10 protein-coding genes are annotated in these 13710 nt (G+C 58.0%); 4 read left to right on the forward strand and 6 right to left on the reverse strand.

All coding sequences use genetic code 11. The features are described from left to right. Positions 1–334: hypothetical protein (locus AC1D34_RS25120; RefSeq protein WP_476825664.1), on the reverse strand; the 334-nt coding region annotated here is incomplete at its 3' end. 672 nt (positions 335–1006) lie between these two features. On the opposite strand from AC1D34_RS25120, the gene AC1D34_RS25125 reads away from it, so the two are divergent. Then, positions 1007–2095, forward strand: a complete 1089-nt coding sequence (locus AC1D34_RS25125) for a TAXI family TRAP transporter solute-binding subunit (RefSeq protein ID WP_476825665.1) — start codon at positions 1007–1009, stop codon at positions 2093–2095. Positions 2096–2235: 140 nt separating this feature from the next. Continuing rightward, positions 2236–2487, forward strand: a complete 252-nt coding sequence (locus AC1D34_RS25130) for a hypothetical protein (protein WP_441505381.1) — start codon at positions 2236–2238, stop codon at positions 2485–2487. A gap of 774 nt (positions 2488–3261) precedes the next feature. On the opposite strand, the gene AC1D34_RS25135 is transcribed toward AC1D34_RS25130, so the two are convergent. From AC1D34_RS25135 to AC1D34_RS25155, 5 genes are all read right to left on the reverse strand, one after another. Next, positions 3262–5127, reverse strand: a complete 1866-nt coding sequence (locus AC1D34_RS25135) for a TniQ family protein (protein WP_476825666.1) — start codon at positions 5125–5127, stop codon at positions 3262–3264. A gap of 246 nt (positions 5128–5373) precedes the next feature. Further along, a complete protein-coding gene (locus AC1D34_RS25140; protein WP_476825667.1) occupies positions 5374–6210 on the reverse strand; it encodes an ATP-binding protein in 837 nt (278 codons plus the stop codon). Between the two features lie 53 nt (positions 6211–6263). Beyond that, a complete protein-coding gene (locus AC1D34_RS25145) occupies positions 6264–8411 on the reverse strand; it encodes a Mu transposase C-terminal domain-containing protein (protein ID WP_476825668.1) in 2148 nt (715 codons plus the stop codon). Further along, positions 8380–9003 carry a PDDEXK family nuclease gene (locus AC1D34_RS25150; RefSeq protein WP_476825669.1) on the reverse strand — a complete coding sequence of 208 codons (624 nt, stop codon included), beginning with the start codon at positions 9001–9003 and terminating at the stop codon, positions 8380–8382. Before AC1D34_RS25150 ends, AC1D34_RS25145 begins: the two co-directional genes overlap by 32 nt. 1474 nt (positions 9004–10477) lie before the next feature. Next, the gene (locus AC1D34_RS25155) at positions 10478–10927 is read right to left on the reverse strand and encodes a helix-turn-helix domain-containing protein (protein ID WP_476825670.1); all 450 of its coding nucleotides are present in this window, start codon (positions 10925–10927) and stop codon (positions 10478–10480) included. Positions 10928–11137: 210 nt separating this feature from the next. Here AC1D34_RS25155 and AC1D34_RS25160 point away from each other — a divergent pair, with 210 nt between their 5' ends. Further along, positions 11138–12157 (forward strand): ATP dependent DNA ligase, encoded by a 1020-nt coding sequence (locus AC1D34_RS25160; RefSeq protein ID WP_476825671.1) that lies wholly within the window; start codon positions 11138–11140, stop codon positions 12155–12157. 124 nt (positions 12158–12281) lie between these two features. After that, complete coding sequence (locus AC1D34_RS25165) at positions 12282–13706, forward strand: HAD family hydrolase (protein WP_476825672.1); 1425 nt, start codon at positions 12282–12284, stop codon at positions 13704–13706. Positions 13707–13710 lie beyond the last annotated feature (4 nt).

Raw genomic sequence — 13710 nt, forward strand, 5'->3', positions numbered from 1 at the left:
CAGGTCCGAGGCGAATGGGCAATGATCTGTACCGCTCACAACCTCCTGAAGCTTGCAAAAGCCTCAAGATGAGGACCGGGCACCGAAATCTCCCGCCCAGCCTTCCCGTCATAATCGCCCCAAAATCGTTACTCGGACGGGCTCCTAGCCGCGTCCGGATGTTCAACAGGGTGGATTGGGCCTTCTGGCCCTCGTCGCCATCGGCTACCAGAGCAACTTCATCGGCCAGTTCGATAAGGCGGCTTCGGTTGTCTCTCGTCGTCGCGCCCAAGATGGCGAATGGGTTTTTCTGGAGCGATGTCTTCGGCGACACGAGTTCCTCTGTGATGGTCATTGACCTAGGGGCTCCGAAGAGGCGCCAAGTACTGCGCCGACGATTGCAGCCAGGCTAGCGATTCGACCCGGCACATCCAGCGTATCCCGCAAGGTGGCCGTTGCACCATAGTCTCGCGTATGGCGGCTTTGCCGCGTTTCCTGCGATAGCCGATCTTCACGATGGCGCTTCTGATGCCCGGCCTGATCGCCACCCGCAGCCCATCCTACAATGATCGCAAGGGCTCAGTTGCGTCCAAGGGGAGGGGTCCGTTGCTCCGGAGCGCAGAGAGGGGCCTCTACCTTGGGCGACTGATGAACCTGACCAGCAGCGTTGCTTCACTGCCTTTGATTGTCGCATTCCGGCTCGCCTATGCGGGTAGGGCGCGCTGCCGGAGGGCCGTGCTCGTCCTCCGTGTCAGGCCGCACTCTCTTTGCTGCGCATGTCCTGTTCGCGCGCCAGAACACGCTGCACCGCGAGGAATGGGCACCTTGATGAGCCGTCTGAAGGTGGACGGCAGCGTGCGGCTGCCTCATCATCACCGGAAGGCGCGAACGGTGCAGGCGTCCCAACCTCTAAGTAGAGTCTTGCCTTCCCGTTGTGTCTTGCCGTCCGAGAGGCTGCACGTTTCCCGCAGCAGCTTCGTCGGTGGCCGGTCTCGGCCAGGTCGGCGGATGATTGAGGACCAGGGTTGTGCGATTTGCAGCATGGACAGCGGGTTTTCTCGTCGTTGCCGCTATTGCCGCCACGATCCATTTCTGGTCACCCCACGCGACCGTGCGGGTGACGACGGGAGCGCTTGGCACCGACGCGCAGCGTCTCGTTGGCGCCCTCATCACGGAGACGACCAGGGATCATCCCCGGATCAGACTTCAGCCGCTGCCGGTCAAAGATCTGGCTGCGAGCTCGAAGGCGATCGAAGCTGACGAGGCGGATCTCGCCGTGATCCGCAGCGACGTCTCGCCACCGACCAACGGACAGACGATTGCGATTCTCCGTCGCGATGTCGTCGCCTTCGTTCTGCCGCCGAAATCGCCCGTCGACAGTATCGGCAAGCTTTCCGGCAAGACGATCGCAATTCCGCAGGGGCGTCTGCAGGAGGTCAACGCCGCGCTACTCGATGTCATCCTGGGCTATTACAATGTCGCGCCTCATGATGTGAAGCGGGTCTTTCTCGCGCCTGACGACATGATTGCCGCGGTTCACCAACGGCATATCGCGGCGATCCTTGCCGTCGGGCCGGTTGGGCCGGGAGAGGTTATTGGCGCAGTAAACGCCATGGCGAAGGGTACCGCAGGGACACCGACGATCCTGGCGTTCTCCGACGCCGATGCCTTCAATCGACGCTTTCCGGCCTTCGAATCCTACGATGTTCCCGAAGGCGCGTTCAGATCGCACCCCGCGACCCCCGACGACACCGTGACGACACTCGCAGTGACCTACCGACTTGTCGCGCCCGACACGATGCTCAATCTCGTCGCAGGGGCGATAGGCCGGACCCTCTTCGTCTCCAAAACCAAGCTGATGGCGCTCACGCCCCTGGCGAGCCAGATCGAGGCCCCCGACCCGGATGACAAGCGAGGATGCGACGATGGCCCTTGCCGTCAATCACGCCCGCTACTCCATCACGGCGCGCCGGGCGTCTCTGAGTCCCCAAAGCGGGAAGGCGTTAGCTCTCAAGGCGATGCCTTCGTAGGCGCGCTCGTGTCAGGTTCTACGCGGCGGGAGCCTGGTCGCCGGGGTCTCGTCGCGCGCATGCGCATGGCCTATCGCCGTGCCTGATGAAGAGATCGTGGCCATGTCCAGCGCGTGTTCGATGCACAGGTGGGCGTGGAGCGCACAACGGCCGGAGGTTGCCCGCCGTTGTCATCGCTTCGTCCGCGGCGCGCTTCATCCAATCGAGGCCGCGACGCTCAAGCCTCTTGGTCACCGCGCAGCTGATGCGTCACGCCCCGACAGCGTCACTGACGCACTTCTTAGTGAAGCTCGACTTCGCGGCGCCCGACAGTTTTCGTTCGGCGGCAGTCACGTCGCACGCTTTAGCAGCGTCGCTTTCGCATTTTTTCATGAAGCTCGTCAGTGCAGCATCGGCAAGCTTCTTGTCGGCGGCGGAAGCCTTGCAAGTATCCCTCCAGCGTGCGGCAGGTTTCGACAGCATCAAGACAGACATGTAAGAGGAGAGGGCTGGCCGAGTGCCGGAACTCGGCGAAGGTCGTTCCAGATGGCCAATGCATGTTCCGCCGGTATCGATACCGGATTCGCCGCGCTGGTGAGGTTGCCCCCCCCCAATTTTTTATCCAGCGCTGAGTTCGTTTATGGCGGTTGTGGATACCGTTCTGGCTGGTGAAGCGCTATGCGACAAGCACAGCACCAGAGCCCATCACGACCGCGCAGCGGATGAGCCGTAGGTGTGGATGAGTCGGCGTTCGTGGCGGACCACGAGCGCTTTGGAAGTGCCTTGGCCAGAAATTCAGGCGCTCCCTGACGCTGTCTGCTTCCGGACCGCGTCGCAACGGCGGCACCTTTATGGCTCGCCCGTTTCAGATCCTGCCTGCTCAGGCCGTTCAGCCGTCCGCGAAAACMAAAAATGAACGACTGGGGGACCTCGGGAGCGCTCGGTTCTTCAAATGAAAGGCGCCCGGCCGGGACCGGGCGCCCTATCGCTGATTGCGGAACTCGACCTACTACAATCGCGGCAACACTATGCCCCGATTTTCAGCAGTATCAGTTGTAGCGGTACCCAATGGATGCCGCAGGGATCTTCGTAAGGTGCTGTGATATATAGCTATTTTTTCCGAAAGTGCCGCAGCCATCCTCGATCGTAACCCGAAGTGCTGCCTCAGATCATCGCTCAATATCTCAAGCCTTTCTGAGGCAAACAACGCGTACAAAGAAGCCTCCGGAAACCGGAGGCTTGGAGATTCCAGATTGACGCGCTGCTAGGATGGCTATTTGGCGAGTTCGGCGATGCAATGCTCGACGGCGATCCGCTCATAAAATCTGGCTTGCACCTTTTCTCGGTCGAAAGCGGGTTCAATTCCTTTCTCTCGGAATTTGTCTTCGATCTTCCGGAAGGAAACGCCAGACTCCCTCGCGAGGGTATGCAGTGAAGCGAAGCGAAGCGAAAAACGGTCAAGGTCTTCTTCCGAAATGACGCGTTGCTTCCAATGGGTTATTGGATTTACAACTGTACTGACGGGAAGCTCGCCAATATCGACCAGATTCTGAACAACTTTGTAGTCGGTTTTTAGCTTTTTTTCGACCTGCTTCAGCGAAAGGACCCCCTCGACCGTTTTGTTGAGAAGGGACCGAATCTCATCTGTGTCAACCAAGWTGGATGAGAACCCCGAAACCTCCGGTCGAAACCGCACCCGCTTAGTTTTGCGGCTCAGAATGAGTTCGACTATCTGAACTGCAGTGCAACCGATTCGCGTCGCGGCGGCGCTAATCGGCAGATAACCCTCTTTGCTCGGCTCAATTTCGACTGCGTCCTTCATCAGGCTTTCAAGGAACAGATCGAGGTCTCGCTTGGCGAAAGCATGGTTGAAGGATCGGTCGATACCGCCGACCATGAAAGGGCGCAGGTGTCCCGCTTCAAAGAGTTGCCGTTCAGTATGATGAGGAATATTCAGATATTTMCTCGCCTCCTGTAGTGACATCTGCTCCGAAATAAGACCGAGCAAATTGCGGGCGGCGTCGGCGTTAAAAAGAATGGTATCATCCGTTAGAGCGAGCTGAGCTGTCGAAATATGACCGGCCGCATGAAGCAGCTTTCGCAGGCGCTTGCTGTGGGCTCCCGTTTCCCGCCAAGCTGTTCGTACTGAATGCAGGCGGCGGATGGCCACCTCGCGGCCTAGGATCACGTCTCCCGGTCCCACGGGGAGCGACTCGATGACGTGCTGCCTATAAAGTTCCTGAACGGGATCGTAGGCTGAATCGCCAATTTGCTCCCGGAGCCACCTGTGCACTCGCCCGAACAGAGACTGAAGTCCCCAATCGCCCTTTGAGGGCCCAGCCTGCTCTTGCAGGCTGGTAAGAAGGCCTCGGATACCTTTTTCTCCGATCACCGCTATCTCATATCCGGCGCTCCCCGCGTCCTGCCACTCGGCGTCAGTAAGCGAGGCCACGCTGACGCGGATACCCCTAACGGCTGCCGCTCCCAACACTTCGCAGGTCGTCGCCGCAGCGTAGAACGGCAGGGCGTTCAGGAATGAGGCCTCGTCCTGTTTCTTACCGCTCAGCCGATTGGAAAGGTAGTTTTCAAGCGGGGACGGCCGCCGCTGCGGAGCTTCACCAATCCAACGGCCGAGCTCAGATAGCGCCGGCTGTACCTGCATCGCGAAGTCGTGCAGCCGCGCCGCACGCCTATCGTCTGAGATGGTCACTAGTCCAACTTCGTGTTCTGGGCAGGTTCGAAGCGGCTCAATAAGCCAGTTCAGCCTGCCAAATGCCCGGGTGGAATTCGGCCCTCGCCCTGTCTCAATGTCGAGAGCGAGGCAGTGGGGGCAAACCCGGACCGCCGCTCGGCACAATGTTTCTCGCGTCAAGATCTGTTCGCCGATCGCGTAGTGGCGGCCGCTGGTTCTTACGGTGGCGGTTGCTCGGAGTGCGTTAGAACTCGCTCGGCAACGGTATACCAGGCGCTCAAGGGAAGGCGAAACGCCATCGACAATGTCTTGGAACGCGAAGCCTGCATCCCTGCAGAAGTCGCGAGCGGTGCGGCCGACCAGCAGCGCATTGCGTGAGCAAAGGCTCGCGGGCGTTTCACTGTCACCCTGAGCAACGGTCATCTGGGGGGGAAGCTGCTGGGTCATTTGCTTCTCACGCAGCGCGGAGCCCTGGCCTTTTTCGATTTATCATCCTCCAAGTCGGCCCAAGGAAAGACTCTGCGCCGAAGTGCTGCCCGAGGATCAATCAGGTGCCAATCGGCAGGCAGGGCTGTGAAGATGTTGGCATCCAAACCGCAGCCGGTGCGCGCGGCGAGGGCAACTGCAAAATGATGCACTCCAAGAACGTCAGTGCCTTGGAGGAGGGCATTCCAGGTGGCGTCCTGAACCAATTCAATTGCTATTCCGAGGCGGTAGACGGAAGCGTGTAGAAGGCGAGCGATAAACTCGTCGTTCTCCAACATTGATCGAGAGAGCAGCCCTTTCCGCGCCGAATGATTTGATCAATTGCCGTATAAGGTGGGCATCTTTTTCGAGCTTCAAGTCTTCGAAGACGACATAGCGAATGCGCCGCCACACTTGCTCAGTTCCCTCGTCATCCTCGTCATCCTCGTTTCCACAGAGCATCGTTGTGATGCTTGGCAGCCCAGATAGGATCAGCCAGACGGGCCATTTCGGGTTCTGCATTAGGCGTTTCAGCGTGTCTTGAATCTTCCCGATCTCGACGGTGTTTCGGGACTGCTGAACATGCTGAAGTTCGTCGACATGAAGAAAGCGGATGCCACGTAGCTCCAGTTGATGGTTTACGAGGTTCCAGACCACGTTCTCCTTGAGCTCTCGGGCCACTTCATAACCAAGCGCGCACAGCACTTCCAGTCCGAGGAGCCTAAGCGTGGAGGKGGAGGGGGCGATGACAGAGATCAGCATGCAGTCGGAATTCGGGTCGCCGTAGCCTTCGAACTCACCTCGCTTCAGGAAGTGGCGATCCAAAGCCCGCGACTTGCCGGTCCCGGACCCTCCGATCACGGTCAGGGCCCGCCCTTCCCGGAGGCGTCCGACACCGTGAGATGGCTGGCTTGAAGTAACGCCTTCGGCGACCAGGAAACTGTCGATCAGAAGGTCGAGCTCAGCTTCTAACAGCCGGTCTCGGGCCGTATAGAAGTAGGCTGACAAGATGCCGGCCATCACGTCCCCGCTGCGGGCGCGCCGCTCCGACTGGAGACGACGCATTCGGGTTACTGCGAGCTCTTTCGGGCCGTTAGGGGAGCTCCTCGTTGCCATGTTCARTCCTCTACGAAGAAGTCGTCGTCGGCCTCATCCTTCCGATCTCCTGGCGGCGAATTGTCTTGAGCTGCCTTACGCTGCTCATCGGGGTCATTTCGCAGAACTTCACCCAAGATTGCGGGGCCATCTTCGGGGCCCCTTGCGAAATCAAAGCTCTGAAAGCGTGTCCGTTCGAACTTGGCGATATCTGCAGATGTAAGGATAGGCGAAGAAATCCCTGCCCGCTTTACAGCTTCGTCGGCGGTCGCCTGGATGTCTTGCAGGGCTTGAAAAACGATCGGCTCGGTCAACTTGGCCATGTTCGCATTCGACCGTCGCAAGAGTTGTTCGGCCTCGAGCCAATGCGTGACATTAACACCGTCAAAGCCCGTGCGCTGACAAGGAACTGTGATCCATGCTTCCTTTGTCCGAACGGAAATATAGCCAAGGTCCGCGGGATTGATACGAACCAGCACGTTCTTGCGGAAAAAGTCACGGCGCAGATGCTGCAGCTCGAGGCTTTGATAACGCAGCCCAAGCACGCGAATACCCGCATTACCTATTCGGTGCTCAACTGTAACACCGAAGATATGACGGCTTACGTCCTCATCCGGCGGCGGCATTGGCGGATAATCCCGAGAGAGGCGTAACCAAGCGTTTCGGGGCGTCTCACCGCCGAGGCCGTCATGTGGTTGGTTATGATAAACGTCAACGATCCACCGCACGATCATGCGACCGATTTCAGCAATGTCCAGTACGGCCCTTGCCTCGGCGTCGTAGTCACCCTTCACAACGATGTTCTCAAACGTCTGTCCGTCCGCTCGAGAGAACAAGCCCTTGTTCATAGTCTTGAAGAAGCGCTCAATTCGCCCGCGCATTTGCGGCATTCCGGCAGGTGGAAACAAGACCTCTGACCCGAGATCCGTATTTGCGGCCCAATACTCGTGTCCAATATATTGGGAGGCGTTGTCCTRACAGGCCGTCTCGTGGGTCCCCATCATATCCCATGGCGATCGACATCCAGCCGCTGCCGCGTAGGTCGACTTGTCGTTCACCGCCATCTCCAAGGTCGCCACTGCAGATGACGCGGAGACCTTCTCGGAGAGGAGCGCCGCTACGCAGCAACGGGTCGCGGCGTCGAGACCTGCAGACAACCAATATCGGAGACGCACAACTTCGTCTCGTTGAGCCGGTTCAAGCTCAGCCCAGATGCCMGCATCCATCAGCAGGGCCTGAAGTGGAATCAAGTATTCATCGAACTCAAGTCGCTCAAACGGTCTCAGAACATCCAGTCCACCGCGCACGATATAGAACTTCTTTCGCGCCGCCTCAGGGGAGGTTCGCCCGGCTTCGACGAGAAAGGGATCGAGGTCGTTGACGATGCGCTCAAAGGACTTTCGGCTTGGCGCAGTCAAGCTTCGCATGCCGGATTTACGTCGCTCTGTGTTAATTTTATCAATCTCACCGCATAGGTCTCGGAAAAGACCTGCCATCGAAGGCTTGCGAGTGCTCGCATACTTCTCGGCGAACTGGTGCATGAGCGTTCGCTCTTCAGCGCCGAACCGTATTGTTATGCGGTCACCACATCGACTGTAACGGTCGAACAATGCCGCAACGTTATAGCCAGTGGCCTCGTAACGGCCGAGCCACCGTCGCAGCGTCCTTGGGCTCGGTGGACGCTTGACAGTCACGTCAGCACTTCCGCAGCGTCCGTTGCTAAACTCTGTCGCGAGTAAGTCACCCACGATCTGAGCGGTCGCCAGCCTCAGCGAGCGATCAGAGCGAGATGCGGTCCCGTCGGCTTCCATCCGTAACAAGCGGTCACAAATCGTTTTTTGCCATTGTGCTTTGATCTGCTTGTTGCTGTTAAAGTCGGTAACGAGCCCAGCATCTTCGACGCATCGCAGTTTTGCCTTAGCGGTCAGATAAAATCCCCGGCTCACACTTAGGCGGCCGTTGCGCCGCAAATCTTCGAAATCTTGATGACTAAAGGATTCGCAGAGGTTCGGATTGTCGACGCGACGCAGGACATGACCACATTCGTCGGATGAGACTGGAACGTAGTCGATCTCTTTATCGACCGTGATCTTATCGTGCGAGCCAAGGCGCCACCGCGGAGTGGGGCTTCCCGAAAGCTCAGCGTGAGTCAATTTGCGGGCGCTTTTCATGGGGATTTTCTCCATCTGCGTTGGTGCGGCGCAAGCGCACGAAGCTGTCACGGGAAATGCGGCCAAGGCCGAGGTGCTCGAGAGCGCCTTCGGCTATGAGGAAAGCAACTGCCATGAAACCGTCGCCATCGTCTCTGGTCGAAGAAAGTAACGCCCTGATGGTTACAGCGCCGCGCAGCGTCGCGGCAAAGGTCATGATCATGGACGCGTCTGAATTGCTCTTCGCCCGGAGGGCGCGGTGCATCAAACGAGCGTTGGATGACCGGTCGGTGGTTATATGATTGCCGGTGCACGCTTCAAAATATTCGGCCACGCTGTTATTTTGAGAGCGAATTTGGTCCAACGTCCGACGAATACCGCTGGCTTCGACGCGCCGCGCAGGCTTTACTGCAATCGCGGCGCGATTGCCGCTTTTTAGCTCTGCGACGAAATCCAGTGTATGCGACCGTCGCAAGCCGTTATCGTCAAGGTACTCGATTGGCCCAACCTGATCGCGCAAATCGCGAACTGAAGCAGTGGTTAGGAGAATATAGGCCAGATCGCGTTCAAGTGTGCTTTCGAAAACAACTTCTCGATTTGTCCTGGGATTCACGAACGATCCACAAAACGAGCCGCGCGATCTTTTGGGCGGTCTGCGGCTCGCCACCGATGCAAGAGGCGGTGTCCAGGTCCTGTTCGGTCGCGTGGAGGGATTGCCAGTCTTCAAGCCAACCCTAGGCAGCCCAATTTTAGAGGCAGCCTTGTGGGTGGCGTGGGGCGGTGCTGGGCAGCCCTCGCTACAATTTATCCGAGAGGTCCTAGCCGCCTGGGTGATTGGTCGTATGGGGTAACGGGCGAGCTTCTTATAAGAGATCATGGTGAAGATCTTTCAATAAGCGCGCTGTTTTGCGGTGCGATGAACTGTTCATTACGCGGCTCCGCATCGTGCATGCACGACGCGCGGATTTAATTTGGCCTGGCCGTATCGTGACGCTATCTGCGCGGTCTGGCAGGCGTGCCCGACAGTTTCGGAAATGGGATAATTTCTGCCGTAGCAACCGGCTTACCTTCTCGCGGGTTAGGTTCTGCGCGCGCAAGAACGCTTTTCGCCACTGCCACGGAGGCGGCATGAGCAGCACGTGAAGCGGCCGTGTCGCCAAATTCTGCCTGGATTTGGCCCAGCCGTATCAATAGCTTCGCAATATTGTTCATGGGACTCTCCCACATGCGAGGCGCGGGAACATTTATATGCAGAGCCTTCGCTTGACTGAAGTGCCTGCACGGTATCCTCACGGCAATTATTGATCGTGCTGCCGCTTATTATTTTGATGATAGAGAGTTTGCTAATCCATATTCTTTTTCATGTCGATGATAATTTTTTACATATTCGGTATTGCTGCAATTTACTATATCGATTTGACAATAATGATCAGATGTGATACGGCCGGCTAAAGACATTAGCCGGCTCACTTGGATGGGCTAATTGTGTGTGTTGGACGATGTAAATTTTTACTAGGTGTCCGCGCCCCTTTCTGGGGCGGTGGCGCCGGGTGGTCACCAGAAAATATCCTCATTCAGTAGAGCCGGCGTAACGCGACGCCGCGCTGCGCCTGGGCGATGAAGTGTCGCGCAGCGCGCGGAAGCGATCTCAAGGGCTGGCTTTTCTCAGCGGCCGATGGCTGCTGGTCTTACTTTTGGATGGCAATTCTCAGGAGGGTAAAAACCTCGCAGCCCAGTTCATCAAATTCATGATCCAGCAATTCATCTGACTGACGCGTTTCCCAAGGAGCTCGAAAGGGCCGGGCGGGCAATGCTGCTCCTGATCTTCTGTTTTTTCGACGCCGAGCATGACTCGCGCCAGGCCTTTGAGCTGTTGGATAAATCTGTTTGGTGACTTTAATGGCGATCATAACCTTCCCCTGTAGCGATGCGGCCCGACATCTCGCGGTTTGCGGACGTCGGGGCGGCAGCAGTGGCGGGAGACGATTCTGGGCTTGCAATAGGAGGCGTAGCCGAACAGCCATTGCCCTTCAGGGCATAGATCCAGTGCGCTAATTATAGCAATGATATCAAATTGCGGAGCGAAATTACGTCGTTGTGGTTAATTTACGCGGCCTGTCCGCCGCGGAAGGCTCAGCAATAATTGGGGCTGGAGCGTTCAATACGGCGACGCCGACCATTGTCTCGCCAACTAAGAAAATGGCGCCTTCTTTCTCGAGGGCTCGGCGCAGATTGAGATTTAGTGAAATTTTAGGTTGAGCGAAGCCATTTTCGAAGTCATTAATGGTCTTCCGCGAAACTCCAGCTTTCTGCCAGAGCCACGCTTGCGATTTGTCGAGCAGCGAACGGGCGGCTTGGCACACATGGCCGGTAATTGCCTGGTCTGCAGGCAGCGGAAGAAGCCCAACCGAGGTCAGGAGAAGCTGCCCATCATTTTTTAGATGGAAAACCTTTATAGCACTGCTATAATTGAAGGGCTTGGCCGGCCTGATGGATTTAAGGCCGGCGGGGGGCAGATTTTGCGGAGGGGCCTTCATTCGCGAACTGAGCTCGTCATTGCGATAGCTCTATCCTCGAGCTCACGTACCACGAAATTGCGCCCGGATATGCGACGCGCCGAGTCGATGTGGTCGTAAGCATGACAAAGCCGCCCGGCACAGTCGAGCCCGGAGGCGTCTGGATTTCAGGGCAGGCAACAATCGGCCAGGCATGCGTTGGAAAGCTTGAGAGTTTGCGGAGTTAAGGCGGTGTGGGCGCGTCCGGTTCGGTGCGAAAAACTCACGCAGCTGCCCGGCAAGGGCGACGCTGATCTCGGGGGGGAGCGGAACCGTTGGTTTCCCGTTCCCCAGTTTATACCGCCTTGCGAATTCTCATCGGCGAGTTTCCCGCCAACCGGTCCCGAATGGGTCTATGAATTGTTTTTGGATGGTTGTCGCCTGCAGATTCATATCTCGGGGGCCACGGTTCTTTTGTGTACGATCAGAGGCTATGATTGGGGCTGGCGCTTTCCCGGCATCCAGCGGGCGGCGCGCCAGTTGGGGGCGAGCGCCGCGATACTMGAGGGCACGGCGACGATTCTCGACGAGCGCGGCATTCCGGCGTTGTGGCGACTACGAAGTGCTCTTTCTTGGGGACGCGTTGCCGAGGAGGCCACCTTCTTCGCGTTCGACTTGCTAAGCCTGAATGGCCACGACCTACGGCCGCTTCCGCTGCAGCAGCGCCGCAATATGTTAGCCATTCTGGTTTCGCGCTCTCAAGCCACGATCCGCCTAAGTGAGGAGATTGACGCACCCGGAAGCGATATTCTGAGGGCTGCCGATCGGTTGGGCCTTCGCGGGATCGTCGCAAAAAAACGGTTTGCGCCATATCGCTCTGGCAACAGCGGCGATTGGCTTGCTATCACGTGCCTGCAAACGGCGTACTTCCCCATCATCGGCTATCAGCCGTCGGCCGATAAAAGGCGAGGGATCGGTGCGCTCGGCCTGGCGGCGATCAAAACGAGACAACTCGTTTATGTTGGCACCGTCGACAGGGGCTTTCTCGAGCATAGCGCTGGCGCCCTTCGCAAGAAGATGGATGCGCTAACGGTACCTCTACCGTTCATCGATATGACCGGGCGGCAGCAGCTCTGGCGATGGGTCAGGCCGTGGCTCGTTGCGCGAGTGTCGTTTCGCGGATGGACAAAAAAGGGCGAACTGCGGCACGCTTGCTGTCTTGACGTTCGAAAACTTCGTGACTTGAAGGTAAATGTGTTCGAAATAGAATAATTTCTTCTGTAAACAGGGATTCCTTAGGGTTTGTCAACTTGAGTGTGGGCTATTCTAGTTGGCTGACGCAATACATCTTCCTTGTATCTACCGAAAAACTTTCTACAATGGCCGGAGTACTTCGATGACAAATCGACGCTTCGACGAACGCGCTCGCGTGAGCGCGCCTGCGCTTCGAGTGTTCCTGAACATCGCGGATCGTTGGAACCTGTCTTCGGCAGACCGCCGCGCGCTTCTGCATTGCGATCCGCAGCAATTCGAGGAGTGGTCAAGCATCGCGCGCTCGCACGGCCCGCTCGTGCTCGAAACCGCCCTCCTCATGCGCCTCTCTGCGATCCTGGGCGTGTTCGCAGAACTCCAACAGTTCCTGGCATCGGCGGATCAAGAACGAGACTGGATGACACGCGCCCATACGGCACCGCCATTCAATGGCCAGGCCCCCCTCGAACTACTCTGCGGCACGCTCGATGATCTGATCGCCGTCCGCCGTCATGTCTATGACAGGAGGTGTGGCGGAGTGCCGCCTAACGAGAATGACCGGGAATTCACACCCTACACGGAGGCGAATCTCACTTGGCTTGGCGTCGTTCCTCAGATCCAGGCTGTCTGCTTTGACGGATTCGGAACGCTCGTCGAAATCGGCGACAAGCGCAGGCCATACAGAGTGCTGCTGGGCGATGTTACCGCATCGGCAGGGGGGACCAAGGCGCTGACCAGACCGACTAGCCTGCGGGATCTTGCTCGCGACCTCGCGATCACACCTGACGATACAAGACTGAGCGCGCTCGAGGCCGATCTCGAAGCGGAATGCGCGTCGACGCAGCTCAGACCGGGGATTGAAACGGTCTGGGAGACGTTGCGTCATCTCGGGTTGAGGGTAGGTGTCTGCTCTAACCTCGCTGCTCCGTACGCGGAGGCTCTGGTCGGCTGCTTGCCGCGCGCACCCAATGCACTCGTGTTGTCATTCGAGGTCGGGCTGATGAAGCCGCAGGCCGAAATCTATCGATTGGCCTGCAGGCGGCTCAATTTGGAGCCGGACCAGATTCTGTTCGTTGGTGACAGCCTCGAGGCCGATGTACTCGGGCCGCAGGCTGCCGGCTTGTTTGGAATGCACATCGACGAGTTCGAGGCTTTCTTCGCGCAGGGCGCCGCGCCGTCAGCGCCGAGTTCAATTGTTGAGCTGTTCGAGCGGATCGGCGGGGTAGGGCAGGGCGCACGGGTTCATCTCACGCTATCCCCGGACGAGGCACTCAGCTCAGCGCTGGCCTTCGTCAATTCGAGCACACGACTGGGATACAAGCGAGAGGAGCTCTTGCACGTCCTGCGTGCCCCGACAGAGGTCATGAATGGCAAGAATCCGGCTCTGAAGCATCTCCTCGGCACTTTCTTAGACGAGACGGAAGAAGCGTGCCTGACCAGGATTGCGGAGGGTACTGAAATCACCTGGGCCAACCTCGCCCAGGCCGTGCAGGTCGGGCTTCAACCCGGTCACCCGAAGCGTTTTTGGATCGTCGCGCACGCATCCAGGTCCGGCGCACTGCGCCCCTGAGACC

The organism is Allobosea sp. P1_A7, from assembly GCF_056406775.1.

What these genes read in the sequence shown, in the direction of transcription:
- AC1D34_RS25155 (WP_476825670.1), bottom strand. Translation starts at nt 10,927, where the DNA reads ATGAAGGCCCCTCCGCAAAATCTGCCCCCCGCCGGCCTTAAATCCATC.
- AC1D34_RS25165 (WP_476825672.1), top strand. Translation starts at nt 12,282, where the DNA reads ATGACAAATCGACGCTTCGACGAACGCGCTCGCGTGAGCGCGCCTGCG.